The sequence below is a fragment of the Streptomyces sp. WM6386 genome, assembly GCF_000972385.1.
Lineage (GTDB): Bacteria > Actinomycetota > Actinomycetes > Streptomycetales > Streptomycetaceae > Streptomyces.
This window is the reverse complement of sequence record NZ_JXTE01000019.1, coordinates 51,860-71,185: the sequence shown is the minus strand read 5'-3', so window position 1 is coordinate 71,185 and position 19,326 is coordinate 51,860. Positions and strand designations below refer to the sequence as shown.

The 19,326-nt window shown below is 69.1% G+C and carries 20 protein-coding genes and 5 tRNA genes; 17 read left to right on the top strand and 8 right to left on the bottom strand.

Annotated elements, in window-relative coordinates; genetic code table 11:
• Positions 1-8 precede the first annotated feature (8 nt).
• Positions 9-3,806, bottom strand: a complete 3,798-nt coding sequence (locus TN53_RS14575) for a nitrate- and nitrite sensing domain-containing protein (protein ID WP_046258884.1) — start codon at positions 3,804-3,806, stop codon at positions 9-11.
• 604 nt (positions 3,807-4,410) lie between these two features.
• Between TN53_RS14575 and TN53_RS14570 the strand changes: the two genes are divergently transcribed.
• The 3 genes from TN53_RS14570 (at position 4,411) to gltX (ending at position 6,956) form a co-directional block, all read left to right on the top strand.
• The gene (locus TN53_RS14570) at positions 4,411-4,596 is read left to right on the top strand and encodes a hypothetical protein (protein WP_046258883.1); all 186 of its coding nucleotides are present in this window, start codon (positions 4,411-4,413) and stop codon (positions 4,594-4,596) included.
• Positions 4,597-4,711: 115 nt separating this feature from the next.
• Positions 4,712-5,488: a fumarylacetoacetate hydrolase family protein gene (locus TN53_RS14565; RefSeq protein ID WP_046258882.1), complete on the top strand. Its 777-nt coding sequence runs from the start codon at positions 4,712-4,714 to the stop codon at positions 5,486-5,488.
• Positions 5,472-6,956 carry a glutamate--tRNA ligase gene (gltX, locus tag TN53_RS14560; protein ID WP_095046487.1) on the top strand — a complete coding sequence of 495 codons (1,485 nt, stop codon included), beginning with the start codon at positions 5,472-5,474 and terminating at the stop codon, positions 6,954-6,956. Before TN53_RS14565 ends, gltX begins: the two co-directional genes overlap by 17 nt.
• A gap of 63 nt (positions 6,957-7,019) precedes the next feature.
• On the opposite strand, the gene TN53_RS14555 is transcribed toward gltX, so the two are convergent.
• The gene (locus TN53_RS14555; protein WP_046258880.1) at positions 7,020-7,304 is read right to left on the bottom strand and encodes a type II toxin-antitoxin system RelE family toxin; all 285 of its coding nucleotides are present in this window, start codon (positions 7,302-7,304) and stop codon (positions 7,020-7,022) included.
• Positions 7,305-7,377: 73 nt separating this feature from the next.
• Here TN53_RS14555 and TN53_RS14550 point away from each other — a divergent pair, with 73 nt between their 5' ends.
• The 6 genes from TN53_RS14550 to TN53_RS14525 all read left to right on the top strand — a co-directional run bounded on the left by TN53_RS14550 (position 7,378) and on the right by TN53_RS14525 (position 8,718).
• A complete protein-coding gene (locus TN53_RS14550) occupies positions 7,378-8,109 on the top strand; it encodes an HAD family hydrolase (RefSeq protein WP_046258879.1) in 732 nt (243 codons plus the stop codon).
• A gap of 91 nt (positions 8,110-8,200) precedes the next feature.
• Positions 8,201-8,272, top strand: a tRNA-Gln gene (locus tag TN53_RS14545).
• Positions 8,273-8,314: 42 nt separating this feature from the next.
• Positions 8,315-8,387, top strand: a tRNA-Glu gene (locus TN53_RS14540).
• Between the two features lie 62 nt (positions 8,388-8,449).
• A tRNA-Glu gene (locus TN53_RS14535) sits at positions 8,450-8,522 on the top strand.
• Between the two features lie 20 nt (positions 8,523-8,542).
• Positions 8,543-8,614: transfer RNA gene (locus tag TN53_RS14530), tRNA-Gln, on the top strand.
• 31 nt (positions 8,615-8,645) lie between these two features.
• A tRNA-Glu gene (locus tag TN53_RS14525) sits at positions 8,646-8,718 on the top strand.
• A 52-nt stretch (positions 8,719-8,770) separates the two neighbouring features.
• Here TN53_RS14525 and TN53_RS14520 read toward each other — a convergent pair.
• A complete protein-coding gene (locus TN53_RS14520) occupies positions 8,771-9,415 on the bottom strand; it encodes a MerR family transcriptional regulator (protein ID WP_046258878.1) in 645 nt (214 codons plus the stop codon).
• 89 nt (positions 9,416-9,504) lie between these two features.
• Between TN53_RS14520 and TN53_RS14515 the strand changes: the two genes are divergently transcribed.
• On the top strand, positions 9,505-10,029 hold the full coding sequence (locus TN53_RS14515) for a DUF4188 domain-containing protein (protein ID WP_046258877.1): 525 nt from the start codon (positions 9,505-9,507) through the stop codon (positions 10,027-10,029).
• A 74-nt stretch (positions 10,030-10,103) separates the two neighbouring features.
• Here TN53_RS14515 and ndgR read toward each other — a convergent pair whose 3' ends face one another.
• A complete protein-coding gene (ndgR, locus tag TN53_RS14510) occupies positions 10,104-10,820 on the bottom strand; it encodes an IclR family transcriptional regulator NdgR (protein WP_007384919.1) in 717 nt (238 codons plus the stop codon).
• 192 nt (positions 10,821-11,012) lie between these two features.
• On the opposite strand from ndgR, the gene leuC reads away from it, so the two are divergent.
• The 4 genes from leuC (at position 11,013) to TN53_RS14490 (ending at position 14,323) form a co-directional block, all read left to right on the top strand.
• The gene (leuC, locus tag TN53_RS14505) at positions 11,013-12,437 is read left to right on the top strand and encodes a 3-isopropylmalate dehydratase large subunit (protein WP_046258876.1); all 1,425 of its coding nucleotides are present in this window, start codon (positions 11,013-11,015) and stop codon (positions 12,435-12,437) included.
• Positions 12,438-12,442: 5 nt separating this feature from the next.
• Positions 12,443-13,036: a 3-isopropylmalate dehydratase small subunit gene (gene leuD, locus TN53_RS14500; protein WP_046258875.1), complete on the top strand. Its 594-nt coding sequence runs from the start codon at positions 12,443-12,445 to the stop codon at positions 13,034-13,036.
• Between the two features lie 265 nt (positions 13,037-13,301).
• Positions 13,302-13,532: a hypothetical protein gene (locus tag TN53_RS14495; protein WP_046258874.1), complete on the top strand. Its 231-nt coding sequence runs from the start codon at positions 13,302-13,304 to the stop codon at positions 13,530-13,532.
• A gap of 137 nt (positions 13,533-13,669) precedes the next feature.
• Positions 13,670-14,323: an HU family DNA-binding protein gene (locus TN53_RS14490; RefSeq protein ID WP_046258873.1), complete on the top strand. Its 654-nt coding sequence runs from the start codon at positions 13,670-13,672 to the stop codon at positions 14,321-14,323.
• 61 nt (positions 14,324-14,384) lie between these two features.
• Here TN53_RS14490 and TN53_RS14485 read toward each other — a convergent pair whose 3' ends face one another.
• Together TN53_RS14485 and cofC are read right to left on the bottom strand one after the other, a co-directional pair.
• Complete coding sequence (locus tag TN53_RS14485) at positions 14,385-14,576, bottom strand: hypothetical protein (protein ID WP_046258872.1); 192 nt, start codon at positions 14,574-14,576, stop codon at positions 14,385-14,387.
• 108 nt (positions 14,577-14,684) lie between these two features.
• Positions 14,685-15,323, bottom strand: a complete 639-nt coding sequence (gene cofC, locus TN53_RS14480; protein WP_046258871.1) for a 2-phospho-L-lactate guanylyltransferase — start codon at positions 15,321-15,323, stop codon at positions 14,685-14,687.
• Positions 15,324-15,477: 154 nt separating this feature from the next.
• On the opposite strand from cofC, the gene TN53_RS14475 reads away from it, so the two are divergent.
• The 3 genes from TN53_RS14475 to TN53_RS14465 are packed head-to-tail and all read left to right on the top strand — an operon-like array spanning position 15,478 to position 18,478.
• Positions 15,478-16,254 carry a lysophospholipid acyltransferase family protein gene (locus TN53_RS14475; protein WP_046258870.1) on the top strand — a complete coding sequence of 259 codons (777 nt, stop codon included), beginning with the start codon at positions 15,478-15,480 and terminating at the stop codon, positions 16,252-16,254.
• Complete coding sequence (locus tag TN53_RS14470) at positions 16,251-17,261, top strand: NAD(P)H-dependent glycerol-3-phosphate dehydrogenase (RefSeq protein WP_046258869.1); 1,011 nt, start codon at positions 16,251-16,253, stop codon at positions 17,259-17,261. Before TN53_RS14475 ends, TN53_RS14470 begins: the two co-directional genes overlap by 4 nt.
• A gap of 59 nt (positions 17,262-17,320) precedes the next feature.
• A complete protein-coding gene (locus TN53_RS14465) occupies positions 17,321-18,478 on the top strand; it encodes a D-alanine--D-alanine ligase family protein (RefSeq protein WP_046258868.1) in 1,158 nt (385 codons plus the stop codon).
• A gap of 25 nt (positions 18,479-18,503) precedes the next feature.
• Here TN53_RS14465 and TN53_RS14460 read toward each other — a convergent pair whose 3' ends face one another.
• A complete protein-coding gene (locus TN53_RS14460; protein ID WP_046258867.1) occupies positions 18,504-19,007 on the bottom strand; it encodes a DUF3515 domain-containing protein in 504 nt (167 codons plus the stop codon).
• Positions 19,008-19,027: 20 nt separating this feature from the next.
• Positions 19,028-19,261, bottom strand: a complete 234-nt coding sequence (locus TN53_RS14455) for an Lrp/AsnC family transcriptional regulator (protein ID WP_003997603.1) — start codon at positions 19,259-19,261, stop codon at positions 19,028-19,030.
• Positions 19,262-19,326 lie beyond the last annotated feature (65 nt).

Here is a 19,326-nt window from a genome sequence, read left to right as displayed (position 1 = left end):
GGGCTCAACTAACGCTCCTGCTGGTGAGTGGGGCTCGGGAAGCTGCCCGTCTGGCCGGTGCCGGCCTGACGACCTTGCGCGATACCCCGACGAAGATTGGTCAGACGGCCGCGTACGTCATCAGGCGCACGGGAGACTGCCGGACCGGATTGGTGCTGTTGCTGCTGAGCCGTGCCCGGGACGAGGTTCGCCCGGGGCACCCGGCGCGGCAGGCCGGAGGTGGTGACTCCGCCCGCGGCCGGCTGCCTGACCCGCTCGGCCTGCCGGACGAGATCGTCGTTCGGCGAGCTGCGCCAGGAGGCGTTGGCCGCGGTCCGCTGAGGAGCGGATGCGGGGGACTGGGGTGCCGCGGGAGTCTGCGGCTGCTGCGGGGCCTGAGCCGGAGCGCTGCCCTGCTGGCCACCCTGCTGACCGTGGAACCAGTTGGTCTCCAGGGTGTCGTACAGCGGCGTCCGTCCGTCGCCGGCGCTCGTCGCCGGAGGCAGCGCCTCGGGCTCCTGACGGGCGGGACGCTGAGGACGCGGCGGGACCGGGGGACGCGGGGCGCCGAAGTCGGCCGGACCCCGTCCACCGTTCGTCTGCGGCCGCTCGAACTGGCCGGTGTGCTGCGGGTTCTGGTGACCCGGCAGAGCGTGCTGGCCGGTGGAGCCGCTGTCCTGACCCGGCATCGGGAACTGGCCCGTGGAGCCGTTGTCGTAGCCCTGCGGAGCCGTGAACTGGCCTGTCGCCGAGGGGCTGTTCTGCCCCGGGGCGCCGAAGACGTCCGGGCGGACGAACGAACCCGTGCCGTTCTGCGGAGCCTCGGTACCGGGGCGCGCGAACTGGCCCGTGTTCTGCGGGGCGTCGTACTCGGAGCGGGCGAACTGGCCGGTGTTCTGCGGGGCGTCGAAGTCCGGGCGGGCGAACTCGGAGGTGGCGCCGGGACCCTGGCGGCCGTCGGACCGGGGGATCGCGGGCATCTCCGTGGTCGCGCCCGGGCCCTGCCGGTCGTCGATCCGCGGCATCCGGGACGTCTGCGCGGCGTCCTGCTCGTCATGGCCGCGCGGGGTGTCGAGCGAGGTGTGCGAGATCTGCGGCTGCGCGTTCTCGTCGCTCCAGCTGGGCGTCCGCGGCTGCTGCGGGGCGCCGCCGGGCAGTTCGGCCCGCGGACCGCCACGGCCCGGGAGCTGACGCCCACGGCGGCGGCCGCCCTGCTGCTCGTCGCCGGAGTTGCCCGCGGGAGCGGACTGCTGCGGCGGTACGGGACCGCGGCTGCCACCGAAGGCGTCCTGCGGCGCGGACGTACCCGCGGCCTGCAGACCCTGCGGAGCACCCGGCGCCTGACCGCCGAACGCGGCGCCCGCACCGGCCGGGGAAGGCCGGCCCTGCGCAGGAGCCGAGGGAGCCTGGGGTCCGCGCGCGCCACCCGGCGCACCACCCGGACGACCGCCGTTGCCCGTGCCCGGCAGCGCGGCCCGCGGCCCCTGACCGGCATTGAGCCGGCCACCGGGCTGAGCGCCGGCACCGAGGGCACCGCCACCGAAGGCCGCACCCGCACCGAGCGAGCCGCCCTGCTGACCGGGGCCACGACGGCCCGCGCCCACACCGGCGGCCGCCTGCGCGGCGGACGGGGCGCCACCGGCACCCTGACCGGGCTTGGGCTGCGGCTTCTTGCCGCCCTGGGCGACATCGACGGGCAGCATGACCAGCGCGGTCGTACCACCGGAGTCGGACGGGCGCAGCTGGATGCGGATGCCGTGACGCTGCGACAGCCGGCCGACCACGAACAGACCCATGCGTCGGGAGACCGAGACGTCCACGGTGGGCGGCGAGGCGAGCCGCTCGTTGATCGCCGCGAGGTCCTCGGGGGAGAGGCCGATGCCGGTGTCGTGGATCTCGATCAGCACGCGGCCGTCGGGCAGCGCGTGACCGGTGACCTTGACCTTGGTCTGCGGCGAGGAGAAGGAGGTCGCGTTCTCGAGCAGCTCGGCGAGGAGGTGCACGAGGTCGTTGACGACGCGGCCGGCGACTTCGGTGGTCGGTACCGAGGCCAGCTCGATGCGCTCGTACTGCTCCACCTCGGAGGCGGCGGCGCGGAGCACGTCGACCAGCGGGACCGGGCGGGTCCAGCGGCGGCCGGGCTCTTCACCGGCGAGAACCAGAAGGTTTTCACCGTTACGGCGCATACGGGTCGCGAGGTGGTCCAGCTTGAACAGCGAGGACAGCTGGTCCGGGTCGGCCTCACGGGACTCGAGCTCGGAGATCAGCGACAGCTGGCGCTGGATAAGACCCTGGGAGCGGCGCGAGAGGTTGGTGAACATCGCGTTGACGTTGCCCCGGAGCAGGGCCTGCTCGGCGGCGAGGCGGACCGCCTCGCGGTGCACGTCGTCGAAGGCCGCGGCCACCTTGCCGATCTCGTCCCGGGAGTGCACACCGACCGACTCCACGGAGGTGTCGACGTCCTGCGGGTCGGACTCGGACAGCGCCTTGACCAGCTCGGGCAGTCGGTCCGTGGCGACCTTGGTGGCGGTCTCCTCCAGCCGGCGCAGCGAGCGGATCATGGATCGGGCCACGACGAAGGCGCCGACGAGCGAGATGCCGAGCACGAGCAGGATCAGCGCACCGGAGATGATCGCTTCCTGCTCCGACTCGTTGCGCAGCTCGCGGGCCTTCTGCTCCATCTCCTCGAGCAGCGTGTGCTCGATCTTGCCCATCTGGTCGATCTTGGAGGAGCTGTCGTCCACCCAGTCCTGGTAGGACCGCTTGTCCAGGTTCTCCAGACCCTCCGTGGAGCCCAGGGCGCGGCTGGCGTAGGTGTCGGCGGACTGGATGGTCGAGTTGTTGTCGCTGATGGGCTCCATCAGCTCCACGGCGCTGGACTTGCCGTAGATCGACTGGAAGCTCTTGATCTCGGCGTCCTCGTTGGAGAGGGCCGACTGGGCGTAGAGCTGGTCGTTCTTGGAGAGGTTGCCGAACGACGTCTTGTTCGCGGGCAGGGCCGCGGCGAGGACCGCGCGCTGCACGGAGGAGTACTCCTTGGCGGCGGAGAAGGCCGCCAGGGCACGTGTGCGCTGGATCATCTCGGGGTTGCTGGTCGCCTGCGCCATGTCGCGCGAGAGGTCGAGCAGCTGCGTGACGAGGCGGTGGTAGGCCTCCACCGTCTGCGTGGAGTTGTTCTTCTGCTCGTACGCGGTGTTGCGAACCTTCTCGATACCGCGCAGGTTGCTGACCAGGAGCACCACGTTCTCGCGGACGCCCTGGAGGCTTCCGCCCTCGGTGTCGATCTCCTCCGAGGAGTCGACGAAGTCCTCGAGGGCGCGGTCCGTCTTGTCGCGCAGACCCTTGATCGTGTACTCGGTCGCGCTGGAGCCGTGCGCCAGCGGACCGGCGGACAGGTCGCGCTCCTTCTGGAGCGCGTCGGCCAGCGCGGTCGCCTGCTTGGTCATGTCCGTCAGCAGCTTCATGTTCTCGAGCTGCTGGATGTCGTCCATGTTGTCGCTGATGCGCAGGGCGCCCAGCGAGGTGGCCGCGACCACGGGCAGCGCGAGCAGCGACACCAGGCGCGTGGAGATACGCCAGTTGCGCAGAGCTATTCGCGAGCCGGGGCCGGTCGGGCCCGTCGGCGCCTTCACCGTCGGGGCGGCGGGGTTCGCGGGTCCGGAGGACGCCGCGCCGGGTCGCCCGGAGCGCTCGCCCCCGTCGCCGGACGTGGCCGCCTGGCCCGGGTTCTGGGCGTGCTGGGGCGCGGAGCCGCCTTTCGGGCCAGTCCCGCCGTGCGGCTCCGGCTCCGCCGAAGCGCTGCCATCCCTCTTGAAACGTCCCTGCACTAGCGTCGCAACCTCTGGACCAGGCGCCCCTCCGCGTGAACGGAAGGACACGGTGTCGGCGTACTAGGGGGCGCCCTGAATTACGCCCCCCGATGGTCGTGAGTGACCGGCGCTGGCTCCCCCTTACTCGCCGCCACCCGGCGCGCGGAGCGCCCCCTGTGCGCCGGCTTGTTCCTGCGGCGGTCCGTGAGATTCCAGCACAGTGCAGGATCTCCAACAAGGGCCGTAGGCCAGGCTGTGACTTCCGTGACACCACGTGAGGGACGCGTTACGAGACGTAGAGAGTGATCCACTCAAAAGTGGACGTACCCGAACGGATCCCTTGCGCGACAAGGGTGTCCCAGTCGCCATGATCAGGAGCGGAATGGTGCCTTCAGGGAGTCAATGTCCGTTTCGTTGGGGTGGGTTGCGGGCCTGAATTGACCGCTTTGTGTCTTACCCCGTGAGCAAACTCACATGCGGATCATGGGGTCTTCACGCCTTCGGAGGGGAAGCGCATGTTTAGCCTGACGCTTTACATGACGTAACACTTTGACAACCCGCGCCCGCCCGGGGCCCCTTGGGACCCGTCCGGCGCCCGAAGACGACAAGGTCTCGTACAACCGTGAAGACGACGATGATGTTCCGCAACATAGCCAACCCGCGGCGCACGACGCTGGCGCACCTCGAGGACGCCGACGACCTGCAGACCCCGGAACTCCCGGAGCACTCCGTCGACCTCCCGGCCCAGACCGCCAACCCGCGCCGCACGATCCTGATGGACGTCCCGGTCTCCGCCACCGCCGAGTAGATCACGCCCGTACGACCGTCGGGGCGCCCGCGTAATGCGCGAGGCGCCGGCCCTTTGCCGCGTTAGCCTGGAGCGTCAGACTCCAGACGGCTCAAGTGAGGGGCGCAAGGATCCCGTGCGCATCGCCAGATTCTCCATCGACGGGAACGTCGCCTTCGGCGCGGTCGAGGGCGACAAGCCTGACGAGCTCGTCCTCGACATCATCAAGGGCATCCCGTTCGCGGACTTCGAGCTCTCCGGTACGAAGGTCCCGCTGAGCAAGGTCCGGCTGCTGCCGCCGGTGCTCCCCAACAAGGTCGTCGCCTACGGCCGCAACTACGCCGAGCACGCGCGGGAACTGGGCAACGAGGTCCCCGACGCCCCGTTCGCCTTCTTCAAGCCGTCCACCTCGGTGATCGGCTCCGGCGACGAGATCCAGTACCCGTCCTTCTCCGAGGACCTCCACCACGAGGCCGAGCTGGCCGTGGTCATCGGCCGTATGTGCCGCGAGGTCCCGCGCGAGCGCGTCAAGGACGTCATCCTCGGCTACACCTGCGCCAACGACATCACCGCCCGCGACGTCCAGAAGCGCGAGAAGCAGTGGGCCCGGGCCAAGGGCTTCGACACCTCCTGCCCGCTCGGCCCCTGGGTGGAGACGGACCTCGACCCCGCCGATCTCACGATCCAGCTCACGGTCAACGGCCAACAGCGCCAGCTCGGCCGCACCAGCGAGATGATCCACCCGATCGAGGATCTGATCGTCAACATCTCCGAGGCCATGACGCTGCTCCCCGGCGACGTGATCCTCACGGGCACCCCGGCAGGCGTCGGGCCGCTCACCGTCGGCGACGAGGTCGCCGTCACCATCGAAGGCATCGGCACTCTCACCAACAAGGTTGTCAAGCGTGGCTAGCGCACCCGTCCGCGTACGTTTCTGCCCCTCGCCCACCGGTAACCCCCATGTGGGCCTGGTCCGCACCGCCCTGTTCAACTGGGCGTTCGCCAAGCACCACCAGGGCACGCTCGTCTTCCGCATCGAGGACACCGACGCGGCCCGCGACTCCGAGGAGTCCTACGGCCAGCTGCTCGACTCGATGCGCTGGCTGGGCTTCGACTGGGACGAGGGCCCCGAGATCGGCGGCCCGCACGCGCCGTACCGCCAGTCGCAGCGCATGGACCTCTACAAGGAGGTCGCGGGCAAGCTCCTGGACGCCGGTCACGCGTACCACTGCTACTGCTCGCAGGAGGAGCTGGACACCCGCCGCGAGGCCGCCCGCGCCGCCGGCAAGCCCTCCGGCTACGACGGCCACTGCCGCGAGCTGAGCGATGCGCAGGTCGAGGAGTACAAGGCACAGGGCCGGGCGCCGATCGTCCGTTTTCGCATGCCCGACGAGACGATCACCTTCACGGACCTGGTCCGCGGCGAGCTGACGTTCACCGCGGAGAACGTGCCGGACTACGGGATCGTACGAGCCAACGGGGCGCCCCTCTACACGCTGGTGAACCCCGTCGACGACGCCCTGATGGAGATCACCCACGTCCTGCGCGGCGAGGACCTGCTCTCCTCCACCCCGCGCCAGATCGCCCTGTACAAGGCGCTGACCGAGCTGGGCATCGCCAAGCAGACCCCGTCCTTCGGCCACCTGCCGTACGTGATGGGCGAGGGCAACAAGAAGCTCTCCAAGCGCGACCCGGAGTCCTCGCTCAACCTGTACCGCGAGCGCGGCTTCCTGCCCGAGGGGCTGCTGAACTACCTCTCCCTCCTCGGCTGGTCGCTCTCGGCCGACCAGGACATCTTCACGATGGACGAGATGGTCGCGGCCTTCGACATCGCGGACGTCCAGCCCAACCCGGCCCGCTTCGACCTCAAGAAGTGCGAGTCGATCAACGGCGACCACATCCGCCTGCTGGACGTGAAGGACTTCACCGAGCGCTGCGCCCCCTGGCTGCGGGCCCCGTTCGCCCCCTGGGCGCCGGAGGACTTCGACGAGTCCAAGTGGCACGCGATCGCCCCGCACGCCCAGACCCGTCTGAAGGTCCTCTCGGAGATCACGGACAACGTCGACTTCCTGTTCCTGGCGGAGCCGGTCTTCGACGAGGCGAGCTGGACGAAGGCGATGAAGGAGGGCAGCGACGCCCTCCTGAGGACCGCCCGCGAGAAGCTGGAGTCGGCGGACTGGACCTCCGCGGAGTCCCTCAAGGAGGCCGTCCTGGCCGCCGGCGAGGCCCACGGCCTCAAGCTCGGCAAGGCCCAGGCCCCGGTCCGCGTCGCCGTCACCGGCCGCACGGTCGGCCTGCCCCTCTTCGAGTCCCTGGAGATCCTGGGCAAGGAGACGACCCTGGCCCGCATCGACGCGGCGCTGGCGAAGCTCGCGGCGTAGGTCACGCAAGCGCGAAGGGGCGGTACCGGGAATTCCGGGTACCGCCCCTTCACGTATCGGCGGTCACTGTGCGTCGGCTTCGTCGATCAGATAGGCGCTCTCGTCGAAGATCTCCAGCACCACGACGACCATGATCGCGCCGGCCACCATGTACTCCAGCATCACGCCGGGGGCGACGTACGCCTTGCGGAGATGCTCGTCGGGACCCAATTGCGCGGTCGAGTGTTTCCGGAACGGGTCGCGTGCCAGTATCCGTACCGCTCTGTCCAGATGCTCCTGACGTGAAGGGGGCAGGGCGTCGTAGGCCGCACGGGCTTCGACGGTGAACTGGACGCGGTACTCGCTCATGACCTCAGTGTGCCAGTCGCCCCCCTTCGCCGTATCGGGCCCGCGAGCCCGCCCTCAGGGTTACCGTCGGACCATGAGCATCCGTGCCGTGGTCTGGGACGTCGACGACACCCTCTTCGACTACACCGGCGCCGACCGCGCCGGAATGCGCCTGCACCTCGCGGCCGAGGGGCTGTTGGAGGCGTACGAGAACGTCGAGCAGGCCATCGTGAGCTGGCGGGAGATCACCGACGTCCAGTGGGCGCGGTTCTCGGCGGGGGAGGTCGACTTCCAGGGGCAGCGCCGGGACCGGGTGCGGGCATTCCTCGGCGTGGAGCTGAGCGATACGGAGGCCGACGCCTGGTTCCAGCGGTACGTCGCGCATTACGAGACGGTCTGGGCCCTCTTCCCGGACGTCCTGCCCGTCTTGGACGCCCTGGCCGCCAGCCACCGGCACGCGGTGCTCTCCAACTCCAGCATCCACGTCCAGGACCGCAAACTGCGCGCCCTCGGCGTGTACGACCGCTTCGAGGCCGTCCTCTGCGCCGCCGAACTCGGCGTCTCCAAGCCGCAGGCCGGTGCCTTCCACGCGGCCTGCGAGGCCCTGGAACTCGCCCCGGAGCAGGTGGCCTACGTCGGTGACCATCCGGAGATCGACGGACGCGGTGCCGCCGAGGCCGGCCTGCGTTCCTTCTGGATCGACCGCGACGGTGTGTACGCGACCGGCACTGCCCCAGTCGGCCCCCACCGGATCGCCACCCTCGCCGAACTCCCCGCGATCCTCGGCGCGGATACCCGTTTTGGAGCCCCGTCCACCTTCGGGTAATGTTCTTCCTGCGCCGCCGGAGAGCGGGCCGAAAGGCCGGAAACCGGGGGAGCACACTAGAACAAGATCCCTTCAGGGACTTGAGTTCCAGTGGCCTATGGTGTAATTGGCAGCACGACGGTTTCTGGTTCCGTTAGTCTTGGTTCGAGTCCAGGTAGGCCAGCTCGCAGAGCTCATCTGCACAAGCGGAGACCAGCTCCGCGAAGCCCCCGTTGTGTAGCGGCCTAGCACGCTGCCCTCTCAAGGCAGTAGCGCCGGTTCGAATCCGGTCGGGGGTACAGATCCTTCCCGCGGGGATGGTCAGGGTAGCTCCCGCCGACCTCGATGCAGGATCGCTAGGGCCCCCGTTGTGTAGCGGCCTAGCACGCCGCCCTCTCAAGGCGGTAGCGCCGGTTCGAATCCGGTCGGGGGTACGAAAAGGTTTCAACCTTATTGGTCTATGGTGTAATTGGCAACACTACGGTTTCTGGTACCGTCATTCTTGGTTCGAGTCCAGGTAGACCAGCTCGGAACTGCGGAAACGCAGGATCGCTAGGGCCCCCGTTGTGTAGCGGCCTAGCACGCCGCCCTCTCAAGGCGGTAGCGCCGGTTCGAATCCGGTCGGGGGTACGCAGAGTGAAGGCCCTCCACTTCGGTGGGGGGCCTTCGCCGTTCCCGGCGCCTACTCGTAGCCGTACCTCCGCGTCGACTCCTCCTCCTGCGCCAGCCGGTGCAGCGCCTGGAGTATCGGCTCGACGAGCACCACACCCAGCACCGCGACCTCCGCCTTCTCTGCCTCCGAGACATGCGACTCCATGAACTCCATGTCCAGCTGGGCCACTTGCTGCATGAGCCGCGCGTAGGGCACCAGGGCTTCGAGACCCCAGTCGTATCCGAGGCGACGCAGCGCGGCCGCCGCCACCACCAGGGAGCGGAAGGACGGCGAGAGCGGCGCGAGGGCCTGCGCGTTGGACCAGCCCAGCGTTCGCAGCAGGTCCTCCATCGCGACGCGCGCGCCCTGTACGAACTCGTCGTCCGCGTCCGGCTCCGGTACCTGCGGCAGCGCCCAGACCGCCGAGCCCAGGCGGAGCGCACGGGGCAGCGAGTCGTCGTCAACGTGCGTCAGCACTTCCCTGATCGTCGCCACCGGCACCCGGCCGACCTGGAGCATCGCGCGGACCAGCCGCAGCCGACGCAGATGCTCCTCGTCGTACTCGGCCGTCGTCGCGTTGATCTGCCGGCCGGGCGCCAACAGCCCTTCGCGCAGGTAGTACTTGATCGTCGCGGTGGACACCCCGCTGCGCTCGCTCAGTTCAGCCAGTCGCATGTCTTGCGCCCTTCATTGGGGAGTGCCACTATCCAAGCATCACTCAGGAGGATAGCGCTGCTATCCGACAGGGGGGACGGGGGCTCGTCATGTTCGCCAACCCGGTACCGGGTCGCACCACCGCCGACACCGAGGGCGATGTGGTCGTCCTGCTGATCGGTATGCGCATCAACCACTTCTGGGCCGCGCACCACTGGCTCCCGGTGCTCCTGGCCATGCCGCGGATGCTGCGCGAGCTGGGGAAGGCCCCCGAGCGGGGACTGCTCGGCCATGTCCTGCTGACGGCCGGCCCGCGGACGTACTACGTCGTCCAGTACTGGGAGTCCAAGGAGAAGCTCTACGCCTACGCGCAGGCACCGGACATGTTCCACCGCCGGGCGTGGGCGATCATCAACCGCAAGGAGAAGGCGGGGAAGGCCAGACAGCACGTCGGGCTGTGGCACGAGACCTATGTCGTGCCCGAGGGGTCGTACGAGTCGATCTACGCCGACATGCCGGCCTTCGGACTCGCGGCGGCGCACGGTCAGGTGCCGCTGGAGCGGCGGGGGCGTACCGGCAAGGACCGCTTCGCGCACCGGTCGGCGAAGGCGAAGGTGGCCGAAGAAGCCAAGTGACGGGGGATCGGGGGACGGGGAGGGCCTGCCGCGGCGTTGGGGCAGGTCCTCCCCGCTGTGGTGTCCCGAGCCGGTCAGCCGGTGCGGCGCAGGGCCTCGGAGAGGCGGGCGGCGGCGTCGATGACCGCCTGGGCGTGCATACGGCCCGGGTGGCGCGTCAGGCGCTCGATGGGGCCCGAGACCGAGACGGCGGCAACGACACGGTTGGAGGGACCGCGTACGGGCGCGGAGACGGACGCGACGCCCGGCTCGCGCTCACCGATGGACTGGGCCCAGCCCCGGCGTCGTACGCCCGAGAGCGCGGTGGCCGTGAAACGGGCGCCCTGCAGGCCGCGGTGGAGGCGCTCGGGCTCCTCCCAGGCCATCAGGATCTGGGCCGAGGAGCCGGCCTTCATCGTGAGCGTCGAACCGACCGGGACGGTGTCCCGAAGTCCGGACAGCCGCTCGGCCGCGGCGACGCAGATGCGCATGTCGCCCTGGCGGCGGTAGAGCTGCGCGCTCTCGCCCGTGATGTCACGGAGATGCGTGAGCACCGGGCCCGCCGTGGCGAGGAGACGGTCCTCGCCCGCGGCCGCGGCCAGCTCCGCCAGCCGGGGGCCGAGAATGAAACGACCCTGCATGTCGCGCGCCACCATACGGTGGTGTTCCAAGGCCACGGCCAGCCGGTGGGCCGTGGGCCGTGCCAGTCCGGTGGCCGCCACAAGACCTGCGAGGGTGGCCGGACCGGACTCCAGGGCGCTGAGGACAAGGGCTGCCTTGTCCAGAACGCCGACGCCGCTACTGTTGTCCATGAAACGATACTCACGTCTCACTCTGTGAAACGCAAGTTCCTTTTTTCGTGAGACGCGCAACCCTTGGATACACAGCGGCCCGCGGACCAACGGGCCTGGTGGCGGCTGCCCGGGAAACCAGGGGGTGCGGGCGCCGCTTCCTGAAGATCTCTAGTTGGGCCGGCGCACCATTTGCCGGCCGGAGGGAAAGCGATGGGTAGGACACTCGCGGAGAAGGTCTGGGACGACCATGTCGTCCGGCGCGCCGAGGGCGAGCCCGACCTCCTCTTCATCGATCTGCACCTGCTGCACGAAGTGACCAGCCCGCAGGCCTTCGACGGCCTTCGCAAGAGCGGTCGCCCGGTGCGCAGGCTCGACCTGACCATCGCCACCGAGGATCACAACACCCCGACCCTCGACATCGACAAGCCCATCGCGGACCCGGTCTCCCGTGTCCAGCTGGAGACGCTGCGCAAGAACGCCGCCGAGTTCGGTGTGCGCCTGCACTCGCTGGGCGACGTCGAGCAGGGTGTCGTCCACGTCGTGGGCCCGCAGCTGGGTCTGACCCAGCCCGGCATGACGGTCGTCTGCGGTGACTCCCACACCTCCACGCACGGCGCCTTCGGCGGTCTGGCGTTCGGCATCGGCACCTCCCAGGTGGAGCATGTGCTGGCCACCCAGACGCTGCCGCTGGTCCGTCCGAAGACCATGGCCATCACGGTCGACGGCGAACTGCCCGACGGCGTCACCGCCAAGGACCTGATCCTGGCGATCATCGCGCGGATCGGCACCGGCGGCGGCCAGGGCTATGTCCTGGAGTACCGCGGCTCCGCCATCGAGAAGCTCTCGATGGAGGCCCGGATGACCATCTGCAACATGTCGATCGAGGCCGGCGCCCGCGCGGGCATGATCGCCCCCGACCAGACCACCTTCGACTACCTCGAGGGCCGTGTGCACGCCCCCAAGGGCGAGGACTGGGACGCGGCCGTCGCGTACTGGAAGACGCTGAAGTCGGACGAGGACGCGGAGTTCGACGCCGAGGTCGTCATCAAGGCCGACGAGCTGTCGCCGTTCGTCACCTGGGGCACCAACCCGGGCCAGGGCGCGCCGCTTTCGGCGGACGTCCCCGATCCTGCTTCGTACGAAGACGCTTCGGAGCGCCACGCCGCCGAAAAGGCCCTGGAATACATGGGGTTGGAGGCCGGACAGCCGCTGCGCTCCATCAAGGTGGACACCGTCTTCGTAGGTTCGTGCACCAACGGCCGTATCGAGGACCTGCGCGCCGCCGCCGAGCTCGTCAAGGGCCGCAAAGTCGCCGACGGCGTACGGATGCTGGTTGTCCCCGGCTCCGCGCGGGTCGGTCTGCAGGCCGTCTCCGAGGGCCTGGACGTCGTCTTCAAGGAGGCCGGCGCCGAATGGCGGCACGCGGGCTGCTCGATGTGCCTGGGCATGAACCCGGACCAGCTGGCCCCGGGTGAGCGCTCCGCGTCCACCTCCAACCGCAACTTCGAGGGCAGGCAGGGCAAGGGCGGCCGTACGCACCTGGTCTCGCCGCAGGTCGCCGCCGCGACCGCCGTGCTGGGCCACCTGGCCTCGCCCGCCGACCTGTCCGACGCCCCTGTCGCCGCTGGAGTCTGAGAGTCATGGAAGCATTCACCACGCACACCGGCCGGGCCGTCCCGCTGCGCCGCTCCAACGTCGACACCGACCAGATCATCCCTGCTCACTGGCTCAAGAAGGTGACCAGGGACGGGTTCGAGGACGGGCTGTTCGAGGCCTGGCGCAAGGACGAGAAATTCATCCTCAACCAGCCCGAGCGCAAGGGCGCGACCGTCCTGGTCGCCGGCCCCGACTTCGGCACCGGCTCCTCCCGTGAGCACGCCGTGTGGGCGCTGCAGAACTACGGCTTCAAGACCGTCATCTCCTCCCGGTTCGCCGACATCTTCCGCGGCAACTCGCTCAAGAACGGCCTGCTCACGGTGGTTCTGGAGCAGAAGATCGTGGACGCGCTCCAGGAGCTCGCCGAGAAGGACCCGCAGGCCGAGATCACGGTCGACCTGGAGGCCCGCGAGGTGCGCGCCGAAGGCATCACCGCGAGCTTCGAGCTGGACGAGAACTCCCGCTGGCGGCTGCTGAACGGGCTGGACGACATCTCCATCACCCTCCAGAACGAGGAAGACATCGCCATCTACGAGGCCAAGCGGCCTTCGTACAAGCCGCGGACGCTCGAGGTCTGATCCCAAGGCGTCCAACAGGTCGACTTTCGGCCACCGCAACACCCCCGCCGTACCCCCGATCAGCCCGATCGGGGGTACGGCTGTGTCTGCACCCGAACGGCCCTGCACCCACTCGTGACTGTCCTCAACTTCCCACGTTAGGTGGGGTGTTGCCGGGGTACGCGACGTGTACAGCCGCGGCTTCCGCAAGTGCCCGGAAGGCCGTTTGAGGCGGCAGTTGCACCCTGAGCAGGCGACAACTCGCCCCAGATGGCACAATCTGTGCATGGAACACGACGGCCAACTCAAGCTCTATGCGGCAGTCGCGGACCAACTCAAGGAAGCGCACACAAGAGTGCGCGCACTGCAAGTCCCGGAGGGCGTACGGATGGCGCTGACCCGGAAGCTGCTGGTCATTACGGCCGCGGCCAAGCACGATCTCGCCGATGCGGCAAGGCGTCTGGAGGCCTTCACGGCGGACCTCGACGCGGGTCGATTCCCCGAAGAGGAACGCTGAACAAGTCCGAGACAGCCGAACCCGTTGCGGCACAAGGGTGATAAGCCCGTTTCGTGTTTGATTTGCGGTATATATCTGCCTAACGTGCGAAAAAGCCTGAACAGTTTCGTTCGGGCAATGTCTCCGAAGGGGAAGACGTGAACAAGGCGCAGCTCGTAGAAGCGATTGCCGACAAGGTCGGTGGCCGTCAGCAGGCCGCCGACGCGGTCGACGCGGTCCTGGACGCCATCGTCCGCGCGACCGTGGCGGGGGACCGGGTCTCGGTCACCGGCTTCGGTTCGTTCGAGAAGGTCGACCGCCCGGCTCGTTACGCCCGCAACCCCCAGACGGGCGAGCGGGTTCGGGTCAAGAAGACCTCCGTTCCGCGCTTCCGTGCGGGCCAGGGCTTCAAGGACCTGGTCAGCGGCACGAAGAAGCTCCCGAAGAACGACGTCGCGGTCAAGAAGGCGCCCAAGGGCAGCCTGACCGGCGGGGCTTCGGCGACGGTCAAGAAGGCCGCCGCGAAGAAGGCCGCCCCGGCGAAGAGGGCGACGGCCGCCGCGAAGAAGACCACGGCGAAGAAGACGACCGCCAAGAAGACCACGGCGACCGCGAAGAAGACCACGGCGAAGAAGACGACGGCCAAGAAGACCACGGGCGCCGCCAAGACCACCGCCGCGAAGAAGACCACCGCCAAGAAGGCGACGGCCAAGAAGGCCCCGGCGAAGAAGGCGACGGCCAAGAAGGCCCCCGCCAAGAAGTCCACGGCTCGCACGACCACCGCCAAGAAGACCACCGCCCGCAAGAGGTAGGGGCGCAGGGGTGCTCACGCGCCGGGCCGGACTCCGTGTCGGAGTCCGGCCCGCGGCATGTTCAGAAGGTCTGGAGGGTTACGAGGGTGATCTTGGCGTCATCCCGTTCGATCCGCACCCGCTGTCCGGGCCGCAGCAGTCGCAAACCGCCTGCGTCGAAGGCCGCTGTGTCGAAGGCGACGGGGGTGCCGTCGTCGAGCAGCACGCTGCCGGTGCGGGTATCGGCGTCGTAGGTGTACGCGGTGGCCTGCATGGTCGCCAGGGTAGTGGTTCGTTGTCGGGTGCGGGTTGCGTTGTGGCTGGTCGCGCCCACGCGGCGGAGCCGCATATCGATACAGCCCCGCGCCCCTTTGGGGCGCTCCTACTGGCCGGTGATCAACAGTCCCGCCGTTGCCGTCGCCGTCCGCGGTCCCACTCCCAGCGCCAGTGCCACCCGAAGGTCCGCGCCGGTGTCCACGTCCTGGCGTACGGAATCCACCTCGGTGAGACACAGTTCCACCGCCCCTGACGCGCGATGGCGGGCCCGGGAATCAGTGCCGAAAGCGGGGCGCAATTCGTGGCTCTTCCCCGCGGCCAGCAGTGTCGTACCGATTGCTGCCGCATCCGGGAGAAAAGCGCGGGGGAATTCGGCGGCCGCATCCAGGACCCGGGCCAATTCCAGCGGGCGCAATGCCGGCAGATCGGCATTCAGGGCTGCCACGGCGCTTTCGGGGCGCCGAGCACGTACGGTCGCCGCCCCGTGTGCCAACGCCGCGTTCAGGCCCGCGCGCGGCTCGTCGGGGATGACGCGGGCGCCCAGGGCGATCAGCTCCCGCGCCGCCAAGGTGTCGTCCGTGACGACCGCCACATCCCTGACGGCAGGGCTGGCCAGCGCGGCTGCCACCGTGTCCTGGGCGAAGGCGAGGGCCAGGCCCGGACGCAACTCGTCGGCGGCGGTGTCCGAGAGCCTGCTCTTGGCGCGCGCCAGGGGCTTCAGGGGTATGACCAAGGTCCACTGCACGAGCGTTCCGTCCCTCTCTTGTCGCGAGCATTGTCACTCAGCCGTCACCTGGGCCATCTGGCGGCCGTCGCCGCTAGGCGTACGGTGTTCTCGACAGACGGGCGGCCTGGGGCGACACTTGTCCGGCCCTCAGGCCCTAGAGGAAGGTGTCCGCGTGCCCCGCCGCAGAATCGGCTTCTGGTACCGCCTCGCAGCGGTGATCGCCAAACCGCCTCTGGTGGTTCTGATCAAGCGGGACTGGCGCGGAATGGAGAACATTCCGGCCGACGGCGGATTTATCACCGCGGTGAACCACAATTCGCACGTCGATCCCTTCGCCTACGCACACTTTCAGTACAACACCGGCCGTGTTCCGCGATTCCTCGCGAAGAGTGGTCTTTTCAACAAGGGATTCATCGGCGCCATGATGCGCGGCACCGGACAGATCCCCGTCTACCGCGAGACCACGGACGCGCTGAGCGCCTTCCGGGCCGCCATCGACGCCGTGGAACGCGGCGAGTGCGTCGCGTTCTACCCCGAGGGCACCATCACCCGGGACCCCGACCAGTGGCCCATGACCGGCAAGACCGGCGCCGCGCGCGTGGCCCTGCAGACCAAGTGCCCGGTGATCCCGGTCGCGCAGTGGGGCGCCAACGAACTGCTGCCGCCGTACGCCAAGAAGCTCAACCTCCGCCCCCGCAAGACCTCGCACGTCCTCGCGGGTCCCCCCGTGGACCTGTCGCGCTTCTACGACAAGGAGATGAGCCCGGAGCTCCTGAAGGAGGCGACCGAGGTCATCATGGCCGCGGTCACCCGCCAACTGGAGGAGATTCGCGGCGAGAAGGCGCCCGAGTCACCTTACGACCCGCGCCAGGAGCGGATCGAGCAGCGGCGCAGGTCCTCCGCGCAGGCTCAGGCGAAGGTCGAGCAGGAAGAGGGGCAGAGCAAGTGAGCAAGCCGGTCAAGGCGGCCGTCTTCGGCACCGGATCGTGGGGCACCGCCTTCGGCATGGTGCTGGCCGACGCGGGCTGCGAGGTCACCCTGTGGGGCCGCCGCGCCGAACTCGCGGACGCGGTCAACTCCACGCACACCAACCCGGACTACCTGCCCGGCGTCGAACTCCCGGAAAACCTACGGGCGACGACGGACGCCGCCGAGGCCGCGCGCGACGCCGACTTCACCGTACTCGCCGTCCCCTCACAGACGTTGCGCGGCAACCTCGCCGAGTGGGTGCCGTTGCTCGCGCCCGACACGGTCCTCGTCTCCCTCATGAAGGGCGTCGAACTCGGCTCCGCCATGCGGATGAGCGAGGTCATCGAGGATGTCGCCAAGGTCGGCCCGAACCGCATCGCCGTGGTCACCGGACCCAACCTCGCCCGCGAGATCGCGGCCCGCATGCCGGCCGCCGCGGTGGTCGCGTGCACGGACGAGACGGTGGCCCGGCGGCTCCAGTCGGCTTGCCACACGCCGTACTTCAGGCCGTACACCGAGACGGACGTGATCGGTTGCGAGCTGGGCGGTGCCGTGAAGAACGTCATCGGGCTCGCCGTCGGTATCGCGGACGGCATGGGGCTCGGCGACAACACCAAGGGCTCGCTCATCACGCGAGGTCTCGCCGAGACGATGCGCCTGGGGCTGGCGATGGGCGCCGACCCGCTGACGTTCTCCGGACTCGCCGGTCTGGGCGACCTGGTGGCGACCTGCTCCTCGCCGCTGTCGCGCAACCACACCTTCGGCACCAACCTCGGCAAGGGCATGACCCTGCAGGAGACCATCGCGGTCACCAAGCAGACCGCCGAGGGCGTCAAGTCCTGTGAGTCCGTGCTGGATCTGGCGCGCAGGCACGGCGTCGACATGCCGATCACCGAGACGGTCGTCGCCATCGTGCACGAGGGCAAGCCTCCGGTGGTCGCCGTCAAGGAGCTGATGTCGCGCAGCGCGAAGCCCGAACGACGCTGAGCGACGCCCCCTGAGTCACGCTGTATCGGGGCTCTACCAACGGGTACTCTCAACGCGATATGAGCACCGAGAACCTCTCCCAGAGCCCCGAGCAGCCGCCTCGCAAGCCGCGCGTGGCCGTCGTGTCCGGCGGGCGCAGCTCCGAACACGGGATCTCCGTGGTCACCGGCGGCGCCGTCCTCAAGGCCATCGACCGGACCAAGTACGAGGTCCTGCCGATCGGCATCACCAGGGACGGGCGTTGGGCCCTCATCGCCGACGAACCGGAACGCATGGCGATCACCGACCGCCGTACGCCGGACATCGAGGAGCTCGCCGAGTCGCCGGAGGGCGGCGTGGTGCTCCCCGTCGACCCCGCGAACCGTGAAGTCGTCTACAGCGAGCCGGGATCGGTGCCCAAGGCACTCGGCGAGGTCGATGTCGTCTTCCCCGTCCTGCACGGCCCCTACGGCGAGGACGGCACCCTCCAGGGCCTGCTGGAGCTCTCCGGTGTCCCGTACGTCGGCTCGGGCGTGCTCGCCTCGGCCGTCGGCCAGGACAAGGAGTACATGAAGCGGGTGTTCACCTCCTTCGGGCTCAAGGTCGGCCCGTACGTGGTGATTCGGCCCCGTGAGTGGGAGCAGGACGAGCCGGCCGCCCGCAAGAAGATCGTCGACCTGGTCGGCGAGCACGGCTGGCCGCTGTTCGTGAAGCCCGCGCGCGCGGGTTCGTCGATCGGCATCACCAAGGTCGACGACCTGTCCGGGCTGGACGAGGCGATCGCCGAGGCCCAGCGGCACGACCCGAAGATCCTCGTCGAGGCGGCGCTGCGCGGCCGTGAGATCGAGTGCGGTGTCCTGGAGTTCGAGGACGGCCCGCGGGCCTCGGTCCCCGCGGAGATCCCGCCGCCGGACGCGCACGCGTACTACGACTTCGAGGCCAAGTACATCGACTCCACCCCGGGCATCGTCCCGGCCCCGCTGACCCCGCAGGAGACGGCGGAGGTCCAGCGCCTCGCCGTGGCGGCCTTCGACGCGGCGTCCTGCGAGGGCCTGGTGCGCGCGGACTTCTTCCTCACGGAGGACGGGGAGTTCGTCATCAACGAGATCAACACGATGCCGGGCTTCACCCCGATCTCGATGTACCCGCAGATGTGGCAGGCGACCGGGGTCAGCTACCCGGAGCTGGTGGACCGGCTGATCCAGGCGGCGCTCAGGCGCTCCACGGGGCTCCGCTAGCGGCCCCTCCGGGAAGCCGTAGGGCTCACTTCCCGAAGGGGATCGCCTTCTTGACCGACGAGGCCATGTCGGTCAGCATCCCCGCGGTGTCCCGCCCCTCGGGGACCGTCACCTCGACGTACGCCCGGCGGTTGGCCGTGGTGAAGCGGGTCGATCCGTCGTCCTGCTTCTCCATGAGCCACTCGACGCCGTTCACCTCGCCCGCTATCGCCTTGGGGTCGCTTCCGGTCGCGACCTTGGGGTCGACCATCTTCGGCGGCCGGACGACACCGCAGCGCAGTATGATCGCCGGGCTTCCCCAGCCCGCAGTCAGCGCGGACGCGGGCTCGGGATCATGCCGGTCGAGACCGTCGACCTTGTCCGGCAGGACACTGTCCAGGTTTCGGCACAGCTTCGCGACCTTCGCCGTGGGGCTGGGAACCGTCACCGAGTCACTGTCGTCTGCTGAGGAGCACCCTGTGGTGACGATCAGCAGGGCCAGGGCGGGCAGCCCGAGGACAGTGCGGTGCCGGTGACGGAAAAAGTTCACCGGCCAAGGGTAGACGGGGGCTACAGATGGACGACCGGGCAGGTCAGGGTGCGGGTGATGCCGTCCACTTGCTGGACCTTCGCGACCACCATGCGGCCCAGGTCGTCCACGGTGTCGGCCTGCGCCCGCACGATCACGTCATAAGGTCCTGTCACGTCCTCGGCCTGGATCACCCCAGGAATCTTGCTGATCGTCTCGGCGACGGTCGACGCTTTGCCGACCTCCGTCTGGATCAGGATGTACGCCTGTACCACGGAACCTCCAGGGCGGCCACGAGGATCATGTGGGGAAAAGGAACGCCACGGTATCGCGTCGCCGC